This is a genomic window from Chitinophaga sp. GbtcB8, from assembly GCF_019091455.1.
In the GTDB taxonomy this organism is placed as follows: Bacteria; Bacteroidota; Bacteroidia; order Chitinophagales; family Chitinophagaceae; genus Chitinophaga.
On record NZ_JAGXJN010000052.1, the window covers coordinates 1 to 16,931 of the forward strand.

Genomic DNA, 16,931 nt, shown 5'->3' on the forward strand with positions numbered 1-16,931 from the left:
AGAGGATGATGACGACGAGGACGGAGACGATGAGGAGGATGATGATTTTAATGAAGACGATGAAGACGATGATTTTGACGACGATGAGGATGAAGAAGATCAAGACGAAGAAGACAATAAAAGATAACATCAAGAAGTCTCGCCGGTTGGCGGGACTTCTGCTTTATAGGCTATTCTTAAAACCCAGGAAGAGACTTATCTGCTTGTAAATAAGCACCTTATAGGAATTTTTTATTTTTTTTAGTGGCTTTTATCTGAAAAAAAACACTAACTTCACTATTAGTGAAAAACAAGAAGCCACATATTAGCACCTACCACAAAAAGGAAGAAAATCCTTTTATAAAGATCTTTGAAGATAAGAAAAGGATTCATGCGGCTATCCGTAAAGGACAATCCTTATCTTCTCTTAAAGATATAAAGTTTGTTAAACCGATATAATCTAGCTCCTCACAAAGACGGTTATCAATTTACAACAGACGCTGGGATCACTTATATAGTGTATTTCAGCCAATACTTTCTGACCACACCGGAAGGGGAGGAAATCATCGTATATTCATTTGGCTTTGAATGCAGCCGCGACAGATGTGAAGGCTATGATGAAAAAATAAGGAATACGGTATGGCGCGTCACAGAAGAATAACTTTTGGAAAATGGTACCGTACCATTGCCTGTAATATAGAACGGCACGACTGCCGGGAACGGCATGCCAGGGAAGGTTATTATACTTCCATATTGGTACGGTCTGATAATCCGTACCTTCTTCCCTCCTACAGAATAATCCGCTTCACTACTTCTGCAAAAATACTGCTCAGCTTTTCATCTGCCTTGCCCGCAACAGCAATGATCTCCTCAATAGAAACCGGATGCAGGTTATCCGGATCACATTCATCGGTGATCACGGAAACAGCAGCACAGGGCAGCTGTAACTGATTGGCAACAATCACCTCCGGCACGGTGCTCATACCCACCATATCCGCACCGATCATCCGCAGAAAACGATATTCTGCACGGGTTTCCAGGTTAGGGCCCATTACGGAAACATATACCCCTTTGTGCAGGGTACATCCTTTATCCGCAGCAGCCTGTAACAGCAGCTGCCCCAGGTTTTTATCATACGGGCTGCTCATATCCGGGAAGCGGGGCCCGAAAGCCGGGGAATTTAATCCGCGCAAAGGGCTTTCCGGCTGCAGGTTAATATGATCATCCAGCAACACCAGGTCGCCCTTTTTGAATGCGGGATTCATGCCGCCGGCCGCGTTGCTAAGCAGCAGCTGTTGTATGCCCAGTGCTTTCATTACGCGTATGGGAAACGTGATCTGCTGCATGGTATACCCCTCATAATAATGAACACGCCCCTGCATGGCTATTACTGGTACGGCTCCTATGCGGCCAAAGATCAGCTGCCCTTTATGCGATTCCACGGTAGATTCGGGGAAATGGGGTATCTCGTGATAAGGAATGCTTTTTTCGACCTGTATATGCTGCACCAGCTCTCCCAGCCCGGTACCAAGCACAATACCTGCTTTAGCCTGGTGATAGTTGAACTTTTGCAAATAAGCTGCCGTGTCATTGATCTGTTGTAAAAGTGTTTGCATGGCACAAAGAAAAAGGAAAATCAGGAAGGAAAAAACGGGAAAAGCAGGTTTACCGCCGGAACGGAGGCAACATTCTGCGGGCAAATTATTGTAGCCCGGAGCGGGTTTATTCAGCAAATAATCGCACAAAATTTAACAGTAATTAACACTCTTTTTTTGCATTTTTACGCAAACGGTTGCATACACCACATTGCTGAACAGGTAAGCATTTCAGCCGGCTGTAACAACGGCCCGGCCTGATAAGTTTTCCGTTCATCACAATTTCATGCAATCGGTTGTGTATTTTCTCCCCAAATTTTATAAATTGGGTCAGAATCAGCATGTAGAGAAACACTAATCAGATACCGCACTTGCGGCACCTGCTAAAACTATAAATACACGGGATGAAAAAATTACTAATACTATGCAGCAGTGCACTGCTGTTACACGGCGTAGTAAGCGCCGGTCCGGGCGACAAGAAAGGACAATGGCAATCACTTTTTAACGGCAAGGACCTGAAGGGGTGGAAACAACTGGGTGGTAAAGCTCAATACAGCGCAACAGGCAACGAAATCATCGGGACAACTGTATTAGAAACACCAAACTCTTTCCTGGCTACAGAAAAAGAATACGGCAATTTTATACTGGAACTGGAATTTAAGCTGGACAAAGAGTTTAACTCCGGCATTCAGTTCCGCAGCCAAAGCCGGCAGGATTACCAGAATGGCCGCGTGTTTGGTTACCAGATGGAAATAGACCCCTCAGACAGGAAATGGAGCGGAGGTATTTATGAGGAAGGACGCCGCGGCTGGCAATATCCCATGGAGCTTAATCCGGCCGGACAAAATGCTTTTAAGAAAAACGACTGGAATAAATACCGTATAGAATGCCGGGGTTCTGAAATACGCACCTGGGTAAATGGCGTACCTACTGCTCATTTAGTGGATACAGCCCTGGCCAAAGGGTTCATTGCACTGCAGGTACATAGCATTGGCAAAAAAGCCGACGATGCAGGTAAGAATATCCGCTGGCGTAATATCCGCATCATAGAAGATCCGGCTAATAACCAGTATTCTCCGTATGACCAGATCTATGTTGTAGATAATATCCCGAACGATCTTTCCGCCCAGCAGAAAAAGAATGGTTTTCAGCTGTTATGGGATGGCAAAACCAGCAAAGGCTGGAGAGGCGCATATAAAAAAGAGTTTCCAACCGCCGGCTGGACACTGAATGACGGCACCATTACCATTCACCAGTCTAACGGGAATGAAATGGGCTCCGGGGGCGATATTGTAACCGATAAGGAATACGGCACTTTTGAGCTGGAATTTGAGTTTAAGCTAACAGAAGGCGCTAACAGCGGCTTGAAATATTTTGTTAACGAGTCATATAAAACAGACGGTAAATCAGCTATTGGGCTGGAATACCAGGTGCTGGATGATGAAAAACATCCCGATGCCAAGCTGGGGCGTGATGGGGATCGTACCCTGTCGTCCCTGTATGACCTGATGCCTCGAAAACAGATAAAACAAGCGTTGAAACCGATTGGAGAATGGAATAAAGGGCGTATTATTGTGTTTCGAAATAACCATGTGGAACATTGGCTAAACGGCTTCAAAGTGCTGGAGTATGAACGTGGGTCACAGGCTTTCAAAGACTTAGTAGCCATCAGCAAATATAAAAACTGGCAAAATTTCGGCTTATGGCCGGAAGGTCACATTCTCTTACAGGATCATGGTAATGAGGTTTCCTTCCGCAGCCTGCGTATAAAAACATTATAACCGGTGCAGCGGTCTTAGTATAGTGGTAATCGATTAAGTGCGTTTGCAGATCATGCTACACCGTCATTAAAAAGTTTTCATTGTTCACTGTTCTATATAAAACATTCCGATTCTTCGGAGTGTTTTTTTATTTTTAGTCAAACCCACTTCAATGATTACAATAAGATCTATTTGCTTACTACTGGCCACAGTACTGGGATTCAACGCCTGCAGCACTCATGAGGGCGGGCAGGATACAAAGGCTGCTGCCGATTCACTCCATCATATACTTGATAAGTATTATGACGGGAAAATGCAATTGTTCCCCCTGGATGCTACTTTCAATGGCGAACATCAATATGATGGCTTGCTGAATATTGATATTAGCCAGGCTTTCCGCCAGCGCGAGGATAGCTTCTTCAGCAACTACCTGCAACAATTACAGGGTGTGGACACTGCTGCTTTAACACCCAATGACCGTATTAGCTACGATGTATTACAACGTGAATTAAACATCTACAAAGAAGGGCTGCAATTCCATGATCACCTGATGCCTATACAACAGTTCTGGGGCCTTACGCTTACGTTGGGGCAGCTGGGCTCCGGCACCAGCGCACAGCCGTTCAAGACCAAAGAGGATTATGAGAAATTTATGCAGCGTATGAAAAGCTTTGCAGAGTGGGGCGATACCGCTATTGCCTGCATGCGCAAAGGCATGGAAACGGGTTATGTATTACCCAAAACACTGGTGGTAAAAGTGATCCCGCAAATGAGGGACCTGGCTAAAAAAGATACCGGCAATGTTTTTTACAGCCCGCTGAAAACCCTGCCAGCCGGGGTTGACACTGCATTTGCCGGCACCTACCGCCAGACCATTGAACAGTATGTATTACCTACATACGCCAAGCTGCAAACCTTTTTTGAAAAGGAGTACCTGCCTAAAGCCCGCGCCAGCAGCGGCATTGGAGGCATACCAGATGGTAAGGCCTATTACGCTTACCTGATCCGTTACTGGACCACTACAGATAAAACACCGGATGAAATATTTGCTACCGGCGAAAAAGAAGTGGCGCGCATACGCGGTGAAATGGAAGCAGTAAAAAACAGCACCGGCTTTAAAGGCGACCTGCCGGCCTTCTTTGAATTTGTGCGCAATGATGCACAGTTCAAGATCTTTAAAACACCGGCACAGGTGCTGGATTCTTTTAAAGCCATTGAAGATAAGATCATGCCTAACGTGCGGCGCATATACGGGCATATTCCTAAAACACCGTTTGAGATCAGGCAAACAGAGGCTTTCCGCGCCGCATCAGCCAGTGCGGAATATAACCAGGGCAGCGCCGATGGTACCCGTCCCGGTATTTTTTACGTACCCATCCTGAACGCTAAAGAATTCAGCTATGTAGGCATGGAATCCCTGTTCTTACACGAAGCTATTCCGGGACACCACTTCCAGATATCCCTGCAGCAGGAAAATGATTCCCTGCCCAAATTGCGGCGTTTTAGCTGGAATGGAGCTTATGGTGAAGGATATGCTCTGTACTGTGAAGGCCTGGGTAAAGAGCTGGGCTTATACACGAATCCTTACCAATACTTTGGCCGCCTGAGCGATGAAATTCACCGCGCCATCCGCCTGGTGGTGGATGTAGGGATGCACGCCAAAGGCTGGAGCCGGGAGCAGGCGCTGAAATATATGCTGGATAATGAGCCTACCTCTGAACATGATGCCACTGCCGAAATAGAGCGGTACATGGCCATACCCGGGCAGGCGCTTTCCTACAAAACCGGTGAGCTGAAAATACTGGAGCTGCGGCATAAGTATGAGCAGCTGCTGGGTAACCAGTTTAGCCTGAAAGACTTTCATGATGAGCTGCTGAAAGACGGCAGCGTGCCGTTGAGCATCCTGGAACAAAAAATGAAACGCCGCTTTGAAAAATAATGCTTTCTGTTAGGTAACTTCACCTGAAAGTTTTTTACCAAAAGGGCAATAAAACAATGAGAGCTATGCTTAAAATTGTTTTGTTGCCCTTCTTGCTTGTTTAAGTAGGGCACTGTGACCACAGTTCTTATACATGCTCATTTTTATCATCTGTTATTTACAGCGCGCTTTACCTAAAATGGCATTCAGCCCGTTCCCAGCAGGCGTTTTTGTCAGGCCCAACATTAACAATTTTATCATTTCTGTTTGAGAAAAGATACTTAAATTTATATGGCTATACGGGATCAACACAACATCAGAGGGAACCTTCAGGTCAGAGGCAGATTGACCATATTTTTTTATTGGATGGTTACCAACTTTCAGCCACGCTTTATTCTATGAAACGCCGCTGACTGGTTCTTGACAGTCAATCCAGCTTTCGACCTCATTTCTTTTTGCGGCTTGGTGCTTTAATCAGCACAGGTTATCTATTTTATTAACTGCTTTAACCTAGGGGCATTATGTTAGATCTTACATTCAATTACTGCCTGTCATTTCCGGGCGTAACCGCCGAAGAGAAGTGGAATGAGGAAATGTGTTTCTCTGTAGGAGAAAAGCTGTTCTGCTCCATGCGGGTAGATTCTCCCTACAAGTTGTCCTTCAAATGCACACCGGACCAATTTCACAGCCTGATAGCAAGGCCTGATATTGTGCCTATGCCCTACCTGGCCCGCTATCACTGGGTGCAGGTAAAACATCCTTCCAATTTTGACTGGAGCGAGCTGCAGGCTTTTATACAACAGGCCTATGACCTAGTTGTGAAGATGCTGCCTCCGGAAGAACGGGATGCCGTTTTAAAGGCGAGAGTGTAAATGGTTAGATCTTAGATTTACGATTTTAGATTTGATCATGCGATCGTGTATACCTCTCAATAACCCCCAAATCTAAAATCGTAAATCATATATTGAAATTATACTTTTGGTTCCCAGCCCTTCTCATACGTTCTGGACCACAGCGCAGCCGCTGCATCATCATCCAGGATATGTCCGTTCTTAGGATCACAGTGTAACACACGCCCTTCCCGCTGTGCAATATTAGCCAAATGACATAGTACTACTGACGGATGCCCCACGGTTTCAACATCTGAATTCAGCTTAGCCTTACCACGAATGCTTTCCAGGAAGTTGTTGATATGAATACCATCCAGGAACTCACCACCCGGGCTTACGGTATTGGTTACATTCTGCTGCGCATCCTGCTGTTTTACTTCTTTCACCAGCTTGCCTTTAATATCCAGGATCTTGTAGCTATCGCCGCCGGAGTTATACAGGCTGCCCTTATCGCCAAAAATAACGAAACCGCGGCCACTGCCTTCCAGCTCAAAAGGATGACAGCTACGGCCCTCCCAGGAAATGGACTTGCCGCCTTCAAATTCAAAATTGATGGTTTGGGTATCCGGTGTTTCCCAATCATCCGGCGGGTAGGCATAACGGCCACCGGCAGAGGTTACCTTGGTGGGAAACTCCACGCCCATGAACCAGCGCATACAATCCAGCTCGTGCGTGGCATTATTACAAACTTCGCCGGTGCCCCAATGCCAGCGCCAGTGCCAGTTGTAGTGCACTATATTATCCAGGTAATCTTTACGCGGCGCAGGGCCCTGCCATAGGTTCCAGTCCAGGGTGGCGGGTACGGCAATTTTTTTACCAATGCCAATGGGCGCGCGGTTATTCACGTACCATCCACGGGCATAATATACCTTACCTATAATACCTTCTTCCTTCACCTCTTTTGCGGCCTGCTGTAAATTGGGCCAGGAGCGGCGCTGGTTGCCCATTTGCACCAGGCGGTTATACTTGCGGGCTGCCTGTACCAGCAGCTCGCCTTCATTCCCGTTCTGGCTGCAGGGTTTTTCTACATACACATGTTTACCGGCTGCACAGCCCATAATAGCAGCTGGGGCGTGCCAATGGTCAGGAGCGGCTACCATCAGCCCATCAAAATCCTTCTTCTCCAGCAGCTTGCGGATGTCTTTAATTACTTCGGGTTTGCGCTGCTGCCCGGCGCGGGCAACGGCTCTCAGGCCTTTATCAATGGCGCCGTCCTCCACATCGCATATATAACCAATTTCTGCGCCGGGCAACTTAGCGGCTACCTGGGCCAGCCAGTTACCGCGGGAGTTCACACCCATTACAGCGAGTACTACTTTATTGCTGGGGGCCTTTTGGCCGAACACCGGGAAGTTAAGGTAGGTAAGACCAGCGCCCATGCCAGCCATGGTACCGGTTTTCAAGAAATCTCGTCTTTTCATTACGTGTGTTTTTTTAGGATGATCTCCGCAACTACAATCGGTTGCATAAAGTATAAAATAAGGGAACAAAGAATAGAAATGCAAATAATTAGTGATGAGCGAGCGATTATAGTTAACAATGAAGAAGGTGTTTGGGTTTAAATGGATGGCGGGTGACAGGTTGGAAGGATTGGAAGATGAGAAGTCAGGTGGTAGCGGTGAGATTAAGGGTTGGAGGACAGGTATTGAAAGATGCGTTGAGGATTGGAGGATGAAGTGTTGATGGTGGTGGTGAAGTTAAGGATTGGATTGTCCTACACCACAGTGGTGTAGGACAATAATACGTTACTGCATAGTATTCCAGATCACATCATATACATCTGTTGCTGCCAGCTGCTCTTTATTCAGCGCCTGCGGGGTAATAAGCACCGGATGGTAGGCGCTATCTGCCGGCAAAGCGCCATGTGAGCCCTTGATCAGCGTAGCATCCAGCGGAATAACATCCATCAGGTAGCGGAAGCCCATTTTCTTTTTCAGCAGCTTACCTACGATCTTTGCTTTCACCAGCGGGTCTGCGGGGTTCAGGAACATCTCTACCGGATCATAACCGGGTTTGCGGTGAATATCTACAATACGCGCAAAGTCCGGCGCCTTATTATCATCTAACCAATAGTAATACGTGAACCAGCTATCGCTGTCCGCTACCAATATATAATCACCGGCCCGCTCATGGTGCAGCTGGTGTTTACGCTTACCTTCCCGGTCCAGCACCTGTGCCACACCCGGCACATTTTCAATAATATTCCGCACTTTTTTGGCGCTGGCCAGGTCATTGATATAAATATGCGCTATCTGGTGATCCGCTACGGCAAAGGCTTTTGAGGCGCCGGGATCCAGCAGCTCCAATCCTCTTTCTTCGCGGATCTGCAACAATCCCTCCTGCCGTAATATGCGGTTCAGGTGTACCTGGTTATTCACCGGGTTAATACCATATTCTGATAACAGGATCACCTGCGCACCTTTCTTTTCATAGAAGGTAACCAGCTGTTTGCACACATTATCTATCTCCTGCAGCTCTTTGCTGATCTTACTTTCATCGGGTCCAAACTTTTGCAGGCAATAATCCAGGTGAGGTAAGTAAATAAGGGTAAGCGTTGGGTCGTACAGGTTATCTGTTACCTGGGATGCATCTGCTATCCATTGAGTGGATCTAATATTGGCGCCCGGCCCCCAGAACTGGAACAGCGGAAACTGGCCCAGCTCTTTCTGCAGGTGATCTCTTAAAGAAGCGGGATGCGCATAACAGTCCGGCATTTTACGCCCGTCTGAAAGGTACTGCGGGCGCGGGGTTACAGAGTAATCTGCTGTGGAGTACATATTGTACCACCAGAACATTTTTGCGCAGGTAAAATCCGGTTGCAGACGTTTTGCCTTTTCCCAGATCTTCTCGCTTTGTACCAGTTTGTTGGATTGTTTCCAGAACTTCACTTCACAATCTTCCCGGTCATACCATCCATTGCCAACAATGCCATGTTCCGCAGGCCATTTACCGGTTACATAGGTGCTTTGTACTGCGGTGGTTACGGCGGGTAACATGGGCTTTACCGTAGCCAGGTGATGCTGTTGTACATATTGCTGTAAAAATGGTGTATGCCTGCCTATTATTGATGTAGACAGCCCTACTACATCCAATACTACTGTTTTTCTCATAGAACATTGATATGACCGTACTTACTAATCCTTAACAAAGCTATAATGAATGCTTTATAATTCCAATTGTTGTTGTACCCAGGCCAGCTCACGCGCTATAGACTGGTCCATGGGCAGCTTCAGATCCGGCGGTAATACCTCCCAGGTATAGGTTTCCACTTCCAGGTGGGTGGTGAAGAGCTGCGTTTGCTGCAGCGCAAGCACCTGCTGAATATCTTCCCGCGTGGCTGACAGTAAACCATAATGATCTATGAACAGGGGCACGTGAAAATGCGAACGCCATTCATGCACCTGCGGGTTCTCTGCATCGGCCAGCGCTTCCGGCAGATCAGGATAATGCGTGTAGCCGTTACCGGTACGCGCTATTACCTGGTGTAAGTAAGTGGGCTCATTGAAGGCACGGAAGGCATCTATAACATTGGCGCGCTCCTGGCTGCCGGCTGCCGGCAGTAAGGCTTTCAGCGCTGCGCTTATTTGCAGCTTACCTATTTTAAGGCCATACTGCCGCATGCTGTTCAACACGGCCTCCGGCTGCTCATAGGCCAGCGCAAAGTGGCACACATCATAACACAGCTGCACATGGTCTTTGAGCATCTGAGCTGCTGCTTCTTCCGTTACACCTAATTTATCTGACAGGAAAGGAATGCCTGCGGGCATCAGCTGCTGAAAATACCAGTCAATATATTCCTGCGAATTTTCCAGCAAACCATCCGGTTCAGGCTCTATATCTATATGCAGCAAAGGCCCGCCGGAGCGGCGTATACGGGCCAGCTGCTCTACTACTAATAACAGGTTTAAGGTAGCGCTTTCTGTGACAGATGCCTTTTCTTCTGCACAGCGGTTCCATAATTTATAAGACAAGGGGCAGGTGGATACCCCGCCTTCCATACCTTCCGGCAACAGCGCTGCCAGTAAGCGGAACAGGCGAATGGTATAGGTTACGCGGTCGCCGGTGGTCCAGTCGGGCACATGCACCTGGTCTTTTACCGTTACATTATGGAAACCGCCGTAAGGAAAACCATTCATGGTAAACACATAACAGTCCTGCTCCTGCAGCCAGGCTTTAAACTCCTGCAAAGCCGCTTCTTTACTCAGCTCCAGGCTGGCTTTATTGGAAAGGCGCAGGCCAATACCAAAAGGCTGATCCGGGCTTAAGGCAGCTTTTACCAATGGTATATGCAGCTGCAGCTGTTTAAAATGCGCGTCCCAGTTTTCACCGGGGTGTATATTAGTGCAGTAGGTAAGATGACCGTAAGGTGTTTGCATAGTTACAGTTCTTTTGATGCGTACTTAGGTACATATATTATACTATTCGCCAGCTGCTGATAACTTTTTGAGTATTTCACCGGCCTGTTGCAGCAGTGTTATATTCATATCATTTACCTCTGCACCATAACCAATGCCTTTAAGCTGGCAAATGGTAAGGCGGCCGCCCAGGTGCTCACGAAACTCTTCCAAACCCTTTATTACCGGCGATGTGGCGCCTGCCTGCATATCCAGCAGGGGATGATAAATAGGCAGGTTCATTCCCTGCAATAAATGCAGGATACGGTTTGTTGCATCTTTATCCAGCCAACCTAACAGCTGCGTGTATACGCTGTCTAATGCAATGCCTATAGCAACTGCCTCGCCATGGCGCAAGGTAAAGTTGGTAAGCTGTTCCAGCTTATGCCCGCTCCAATGGCCAAAATCCAGCGGGCGGGATGAGCCGCTTTCAAACGGGTCACCTGCACCGCCAATATGGCTCAAATGCAGCTCTGCACAGCGGTATACCAGCTGTTGCATGGCTTCCATATCGCGGTTAGCCAGGGCTGTTACTTCCTGTTCCATCCACTCAAAAAAGGCGGCATCCTTTATCAGCGCCACTTTTACTGCTTCTACCATACCGGCGTTCCAGTCGCGGTCTTCCAGGGTGGTTAGAAAATGTGCGTCGTTGAATACCGCGGCAGGTGGCGCAAAAGCACCTAAGAAATTCTTTTTGCCTTTATAGTTAATTCCGTTCTTTACCCCTACACCGGAATCGTTCTGCGATAATACGGTAGTGGGTATACGAATATGCCGCACCCCGCGGTGTGATACTGCTGCGGCAAAACCTACCAGGTCCAGTACAGAGCCGCCGCCAATGCCTATTACAAAGGAGTGGCGGTCAATGGCATATTTGTCAATGGCATCAACCAAACGGAAAAACAGCGCCTCATCATTCTTCACTGCTTCCCCGCCGGGAATAATAATGATCTCCGGGGCCAGCTCGAAACCGGGTACATTTTGCAGGTAAGCGCCTGCCTGCTGCTGCAGGTAGGGGTGCTGCTGCCATACCCCTTCATCTGCCACTACCAGCAACCGCTTTTGATAATAGGGGCTGGCCTGCTCCTGCAGGTAGGCCGACAGTGTATTATTATCTGGGCTGAAAATATGATGGGTAAAGAAAACCCGGTAAGCATAGTTTACCTGGAATGACTGCTGGATATAATTGCTGATCTGCATCTCCCAAAACTCCTTTCTGTTGAATAAATTAAAGTATCAAAGTACAAAAATATCTAAAATTAGCCGGGGCGGGCGCCGCAATTATTTTAACGGTAAAAAGCCCCGGTAAACACCGGAGCTTGTTGTTTTGAGGGCATTACATGTGCCTCTTATCTATATGCAGAGATTATTGGATCCTTAAGACTGTAAAATAAGCGGATTTCCAGCGGGCCCATAAGCGTAGTAATCCCCAATTTCCGTGTTACGTATTAGTACGTAAAAGATCAGGACTGTTCCCTCTTGTGCATCTAAACTGAAATAACGATTTTTGCACCGGACAATACATTTAAAACACTACTACCCAACTGTTAACCCTGTAACAAAGCTGTAGGTTTTTCGTACACATCATTTGTTGCAATAGCGCTCCGGCGCATATTGTGGGGTACGCCAACACCAAGATCACAGGTATGAACAGGATTTTTATTTACATACTGCTATGCTGCTTCACGGGATCTTATGCCCGTGCCCAGCAACCGTTGCATAAAGACAGCTTATACCGCATCATGCAACGCCAGCCGGCTGATACCAACAGTGTAATGGCCTGCTTTCATTATGGCGACCTGTATTACCCGGAGCAGCTGGACAGCGCTGCCTTTTTTTACCAAAAAGGCCTGCACCTGGCGCAGCAAATGCACTACCAGCGGGGCGTAGCTCTTTTTACATCCTATTATGTATTTGTGCTGAACCAGCGCGGGGAGTATGCCAAAGCCCTGCACCTGGTAAGCCAGGCGGCTATTATTTTTAAAGCGCTGAAAGATGAGCCCAACCTGCTGGCGGCTTACAATAATATTGGCAACGAGTATCATAATATGGGCGCCTTCCCGGAGGCTGCCCGCTATTACCTGCTGGCTATAACGCTGGCTGAAAAACATAAGAACACCAAACAGCTGACCAAGCTATATAATAACCTGGCCTCCGTATTTTTCAATACAGAGGATTATGATAAGAGCCACCTGTACGCCACCCGCGCCCTTGCACTGTCGCGGACCCTTAAAGATACCAGCCGTATTGCGGCTGCGCTGGTGAACCTGGGCGGGGCCCTTACCCGGCAAAAACACATTCCCGAGGCAATAGCCACCTACCAGGAGGTGATACAGCTGGGACGTTACCTGGGCGACAGTACGCTGGTAATGGATGGGCTGATCAATACCGGTAGCATTTACTCTGACCTGAACCAGCACCAGAAAGCCCTGGGCCAATATGAGCAAACCATGGCTATTACAGACACTTATGATGACCAGGACTACCGCTTATATGCACAGCTGGGCTTTGGACAGGAGCTGCTGAAAACCGGGCAGGCAGCTAAAGCAGATGGGGTGATTGCCGCTACCATTACACTGGCCCAACGCATGCAGGCCAATGATGAATTGCGCCAAACCTACCAAACAGCGGCGGAAATAAAAGAAGCGCTTAACCAGCCGGCGCAGGCCCTGCAATACCGTAAGTTATATGAGGCGCTGAATGATACGCTGTTAGGCGCCAGCACCCGCAAACAGGTGCATCAGCTGGAAATAGCTTTTCAAACAGCTGAGAAAGATAAAGCACTTGCAGAGAAGCAATTGCTGCTTACACAAAAAGACCTGGAGCTGGCATCCAAAGCCAAGTGGCAGGCCATTTTCCTGCTGGCCATTGGATTGTTAGCGGCGCTGGCCTTCCTGTTCTGGTACCGCTACCGGCAACGGAACAAGCTGCAGGCGCAACAGCTGCAAACACTGGAAAAGGAAAAAACCGTGCAGGTATTGGAAGCCCTGATGCAGGGGGAGGAAAAGGAAAGGGTGCGCCTGTCCAAAGACCTGCATGATGGTGTGGGCGGGCTGCTATCTGCCGTAAAAATGCACTTCAGCGCCATCCGGCAAAACCAGGAAGTATTAAAACAGAACCCGGCGTATACCCATGCCATTGGCCTGCTGGATGACGCCATTACGGATATACGAAAAACCGCCCATAACCTGATGCCGGAAACCCTGTACCGGCTGGGGTTAAAAGAGGCGATGCAAACATTCTGTAAGAACATCAGCTACTCGGGCACGCTGCAGGTAAGCTTTTATACTAACGGGGATATCGGCCGGTTTAAGCCCAACTTTGAACTGTCTGTATACCGCATTGTACAGGAGCTGGTGAACAATATTATTAAACACTCAAAGGCCAGCGAAGCCCTGGTGCAGCTAACCCAGCACGACGGCATCCTGGCCATTACAGTAGAGGATAACGGCGTAGGCTTTAACCAACAGCATGTGCAGCAGCATGGCAATGGCCTTATTAGCCTGCAGTCCCGCATACGGGCGCTGAATGGTAACATTGCCATTGATGCGGCCAGCGGGCAGGGTACTACCGCATACATTGAATTTGACGTAAGCATTGTAACCAATAATTAGCTGTAAACGATAAGCCTTCTGTATTAAGTAACCGTTTACAGCGCAGCCATAATTTAAAACTATATGCAGATTAAAGTGGCCATTACTGATGATCATTTACTGGTGATCAATGGCATAAAAACTATGCTGGCGCCCTACGCGCATATTTCCGTTGTTTACGAGACCACTGACCCGGGTCAATTACTTAATGGTCTTAGCACCAACCCGCCCCACGTGCTGTTACTGGATATACAAATGCCCGGTATAGATGGGATGGAGCTTTGCCGGCAGGTGTACAAAGCATACCCTGATATTAAGGTGATTGCCATTAGCAGCTTTATGGAAACGCATTACATTAAACAAATGCTGCGCAACGGGGCAGCCGGTTACCTGCTGAAGAACACCGACCCCACTACGCTGGCAACCGCCATTGAAAAAGTGCATGCAGGCGAACAGTTCCTGGATGATTCCCTGAAACAAAGCCTGCTGGATGAAGTACTGACCGGCCAGAAAAGGAACAGCTATGAAATACCTTTAACCCGCCGGGAAAAAGAAATACTGAAACTAATAGCGGAAGAACATTCCAACCAGGAAATAGCGGATATGCTGTTCATTAGCCTGCGTACGGTAGAAACGCACCGTTTGAACCTAACCCAGAAGCTGGCGGTGAAAAACACGGCAGGGTTGGTGAAGGAGGCGATACGGAGAGGGCTGCTGGATTAATGTGCGGATGTGCCGGTATGCAAATGTGCAGATGAGGGGAATGTGCTGATGTGCTGGTGAGTACCGGTGCATAAAATGTTTTCACGGAGCACTTCATTTGCACATCTGCATATTTATCCTTTGCACATTACTCAGGTTACCGCAAAAGCTTTTGCCAATAGTACCGATAACGGCAGCAGCAATAAGATCAGCAATGCATATGGCCAGGAGCCAAAAGCCGCTGCCCAGGCGGCATCCATGGCTATGAGGGCAAGAATGCCTCCCTTAACGGCCTTCCCAATATTAGGCCCGCTGGGATCTTTCATGGCACGGATCAGGGGCGCATTGATCATTACGATCATTAATACTAAAAAGGGTAATGCCGGTAATAAATGATTGTTAGCCACGGCTAATACCCCGATAGTGCCATATACAAATGCATAACACACAGCGGTTATACGCAGCGTTTTAATACTGCCGCCATACACCTCTCCCCGGCTGATGGCGGTTACTGCTGCAATGTAAATAACGGGTATTACGGCCAGCCAGGTATAATGTTGTAATACAGGTTCAATTAAACTTATGCCCAGCAGCAGGTTCAGGCCACGGCACAGGCCCATGTTCACCGGCCCCCAGCTGAGGTGTTTACCCCACTTATTATAAATAAGCGCGGAGGCCATAATGGCAAGGGCTATATAACCGGCGGCACGGCCTACGGTAAATGCTGCCAGTATGCCTAACAGGAACAGGTAGCTGCCCAGTATCACTGCCTGTGTTTTTGTTATCAGCCCGCTGGGAATGGGTCTTTCGGGCCGTTCAATTTTATCGAGGGATGCGTCAAATACATCGTTGAACACCACGCCGCCGCCATACAGGCCTACAGTGGCCAGGCACAAACAGGCTACGGGTAATAGATCCAGGTAGTTTGTATATGCTTTGTGCAAAAAACCGGAAACAGCTACCCCTGCCAGTATATCTGCCACTGCGGTTAACAAATTGGCTGGTCGCACCAACTTCAAATAACCCAACGATTTGCTAAGTATATAACTACTCACCGGATATAGGGGTTTTATCAATAAATCTGCTTTTCTCCATACAATCCATTACGTTAGCGGATCCGCATAGTGTTCCTATCCATCCGCGGCTGCTGGCCGCCTCTTAGCACTGTGCTTCCGTTAAATTTTTCACTCTGATCTACTGTTTTCACCTTTTCAAAGTCGGCTTCATTAATCTGGCCGCTTTGGGCAAAGGCTGTTATAGCATTCCGGTAAGTTACCAAATGAATATCATGCAAGTCAATACCACTTTCGTGCATTAATGCTGCTGTTTTTGGAACTGCCAGGGGATCACTGATACCCCAGTCTGCCGCAGAATTAATCATAATGCGCTCGCTGCCATATTGTTTTACCACTTCTACCATGCGCTCATTACCCATTTTAGTAAAGGGGTAAATAGTGAATGCAGCCCAGAAACCGCGGTCTAACACTTCTTTTACGGTTTCTTCATTATTATGGTCTACGATCACCATGGCGGGATCCAGGCCATGTTCTATGGCAATGTCCATGCTGCGCTGGGTACCTTGTTTTTTATCGCGGTGCGGCGTATGGATCTGTACGGGTAAATTGGCTTCCTTAGCCAGCTCCAGCTGGGCGCGGTAATACTTTTCTTCCAGGGCTGTCTGGTCATCAAAACCAATTTCACCTACACCTACTACACCCTCTTTGTAAATGAAAAGGGGCAGTATTTCCATTACGGCTTCTGCTAACTTTTCGTTATTAGCTTCCTTGGAGTTAAGGCCTATGGTGCAATAATGTTTTATACCAAACTGGCCTGCGCGGAACCTTTCCCAGCCAATAAGGCTGCTGAAATAATCACGGAAGGTATCTACCCCGGTGCGGGGCTGTCCCAGCCAGAAGGCGGGTTCTATTATTGCGGTGACCCCGGCATCTGCCATGGCCTGGTAATCGTCTGTAGTACGGGAAGTCATATGTACATGCGGATCAAAGAAACGCATTCCCTTAATATGCTCCAGGTAATCCGGCAGCACGGATAATGGCTGCAGGTCCTTTTCTGATAACTGATGACTATAACACATGGAAA

12 protein-coding genes are annotated in these 16,931 nt (G+C 47.8%); 5 read left to right on the forward strand and 7 right to left on the reverse strand.

The annotated features are described in order from the left end of the window. Window positions 1–767: 767 nt before the first annotated feature. Complete coding sequence (locus KVT36_RS29145; RefSeq protein ID WP_217606961.1) at window positions 768–1,595, reverse strand: purine-nucleoside phosphorylase; 828 nt, start codon at window positions 1,593–1,595, stop codon at window positions 768–770. Between the two features lie 383 nt (window positions 1,596–1,978). Here KVT36_RS29145 and KVT36_RS29150 point away from each other — a divergent pair, with 383 nt between their 5' ends. From KVT36_RS29150 to KVT36_RS29160, 3 genes are all read left to right on the forward strand, one after another. Beyond that, complete coding sequence (locus KVT36_RS29150) at window positions 1,979–3,355, forward strand: DUF1080 domain-containing protein (RefSeq protein WP_217606962.1); 1,377 nt, start codon at window positions 1,979–1,981, stop codon at window positions 3,353–3,355. 151 nt (window positions 3,356–3,506) lie between these two features. Continuing rightward, window positions 3,507–5,273, forward strand: a complete 1,767-nt coding sequence (locus KVT36_RS29155; protein WP_217606963.1) for a DUF885 family protein — start codon at window positions 3,507–3,509, stop codon at window positions 5,271–5,273. A 500-nt stretch (window positions 5,274–5,773) separates the two neighbouring features. Continuing rightward, window positions 5,774–6,124 (forward strand): MmcQ/YjbR family DNA-binding protein, encoded by a 351-nt coding sequence (locus tag KVT36_RS29160; RefSeq protein WP_217606964.1) that lies wholly within the window; start codon window positions 5,774–5,776, stop codon window positions 6,122–6,124. A 98-nt stretch (window positions 6,125–6,222) separates the two neighbouring features. On the opposite strand, the gene KVT36_RS29165 is transcribed toward KVT36_RS29160, so the two are convergent. The 4 genes from KVT36_RS29165 to KVT36_RS29180 form a co-directional block, all read right to left on the reverse strand. After that, window positions 6,223–7,563, reverse strand: a complete 1,341-nt coding sequence (locus KVT36_RS29165; RefSeq protein WP_217606965.1) for a Gfo/Idh/MocA family protein — start codon at window positions 7,561–7,563, stop codon at window positions 6,223–6,225. A 324-nt stretch (window positions 7,564–7,887) separates the two neighbouring features. Next, on the reverse strand, window positions 7,888–9,252 hold the full coding sequence (locus KVT36_RS29170; RefSeq protein ID WP_217606966.1) for an alkaline phosphatase family protein: 1,365 nt from the start codon (window positions 9,250–9,252) through the stop codon (window positions 7,888–7,890). A 54-nt stretch (window positions 9,253–9,306) separates the two neighbouring features. After that, window positions 9,307–10,518 carry a metabolite traffic protein EboE gene (eboE, locus tag KVT36_RS29175; protein WP_217606967.1) on the reverse strand — a complete coding sequence of 404 codons (1,212 nt, stop codon included), beginning with the start codon at window positions 10,516–10,518 and terminating at the stop codon, window positions 9,307–9,309. A 42-nt stretch (window positions 10,519–10,560) separates the two neighbouring features. Beyond that, complete coding sequence (locus tag KVT36_RS29180) at window positions 10,561–11,736, reverse strand: 3-dehydroquinate synthase (protein WP_217606968.1); 1,176 nt, start codon at window positions 11,734–11,736, stop codon at window positions 10,561–10,563. Between the two features lie 446 nt (window positions 11,737–12,182). Between KVT36_RS29180 and KVT36_RS29185 the strand changes: the two genes are divergently transcribed. Continuing rightward, complete coding sequence (locus tag KVT36_RS29185) at window positions 12,183–14,150, forward strand: sensor histidine kinase (RefSeq protein WP_217606969.1); 1,968 nt, start codon at window positions 12,183–12,185, stop codon at window positions 14,148–14,150. 63 nt (window positions 14,151–14,213) lie between these two features. Then, window positions 14,214–14,852 carry a response regulator transcription factor gene (locus KVT36_RS29190; protein WP_217606970.1) on the forward strand — a complete coding sequence of 213 codons (639 nt, stop codon included), beginning with the start codon at window positions 14,214–14,216 and terminating at the stop codon, window positions 14,850–14,852. Between the two features lie 131 nt (window positions 14,853–14,983). On the opposite strand, the gene eboC is transcribed toward KVT36_RS29190, so the two are convergent. Together eboC and KVT36_RS29200 are read right to left on the reverse strand one after the other, a co-directional pair. Beyond that, window positions 14,984–15,841: a UbiA-like protein EboC gene (eboC, locus tag KVT36_RS29195; RefSeq protein WP_089908188.1), complete on the reverse strand. Its 858-nt coding sequence runs from the start codon at window positions 15,839–15,841 to the stop codon at window positions 14,984–14,986. Between the two features lie 98 nt (window positions 15,842–15,939). After that, the gene (locus tag KVT36_RS29200; protein WP_217606971.1) at window positions 15,940–16,926 is read right to left on the reverse strand and encodes a TatD family hydrolase; all 987 of its coding nucleotides are present in this window, start codon (window positions 16,924–16,926) and stop codon (window positions 15,940–15,942) included. Between the last annotated feature and the right edge of the window lie 5 nt (window positions 16,927–16,931).

Bases quoted from the DNA above. Each gene is read 5' to 3' on its own strand.
- KVT36_RS29145 (WP_217606961.1), bottom strand. From the start codon at position 1,595: ATGCAAACACTTTTACAACAGATCAATGACACGGCAGCTTATTTGCAA.
- KVT36_RS29150 (WP_217606962.1), top strand. From the start codon at position 1,979: ATGAAAAAATTACTAATACTATGCAGCAGTGCACTGCTGTTACACGGC.
- KVT36_RS29155 (WP_217606963.1), top strand. From the start codon at position 3,507: ATGATTACAATAAGATCTATTTGCTTACTACTGGCCACAGTACTGGGA.
- KVT36_RS29160 (WP_217606964.1), top strand. From the start codon at position 5,774: ATGTTAGATCTTACATTCAATTACTGCCTGTCATTTCCGGGCGTAACC.
- KVT36_RS29165 (WP_217606965.1), bottom strand. From the start codon at position 7,563: ATGAAAAGACGAGATTTCTTGAAAACCGGTACCATGGCTGGCATGGGC.
- KVT36_RS29170 (WP_217606966.1), bottom strand. From the start codon at position 9,252: ATGAGAAAAACAGTAGTATTGGATGTAGTAGGGCTGTCTACATCAATA.
- eboE (WP_217606967.1), bottom strand. From the start codon at position 10,518: ATGCAAACACCTTACGGTCATCTTACCTACTGCACTAATATACACCCC.
- KVT36_RS29180 (WP_217606968.1), bottom strand. From the start codon at position 11,736: ATGCAGATCAGCAATTATATCCAGCAGTCATTCCAGGTAAACTATGCT.
- KVT36_RS29185 (WP_217606969.1), top strand. From the start codon at position 12,183: ATGAACAGGATTTTTATTTACATACTGCTATGCTGCTTCACGGGATCT.
- KVT36_RS29190 (WP_217606970.1), top strand. From the start codon at position 14,214: ATGCAGATTAAAGTGGCCATTACTGATGATCATTTACTGGTGATCAAT.
- KVT36_RS29200 (WP_217606971.1), bottom strand. From the start codon at position 16,926: ATGTGTTATAGTCATCAGTTATCAGAAAAGGACCTGCAGCCATTATCC.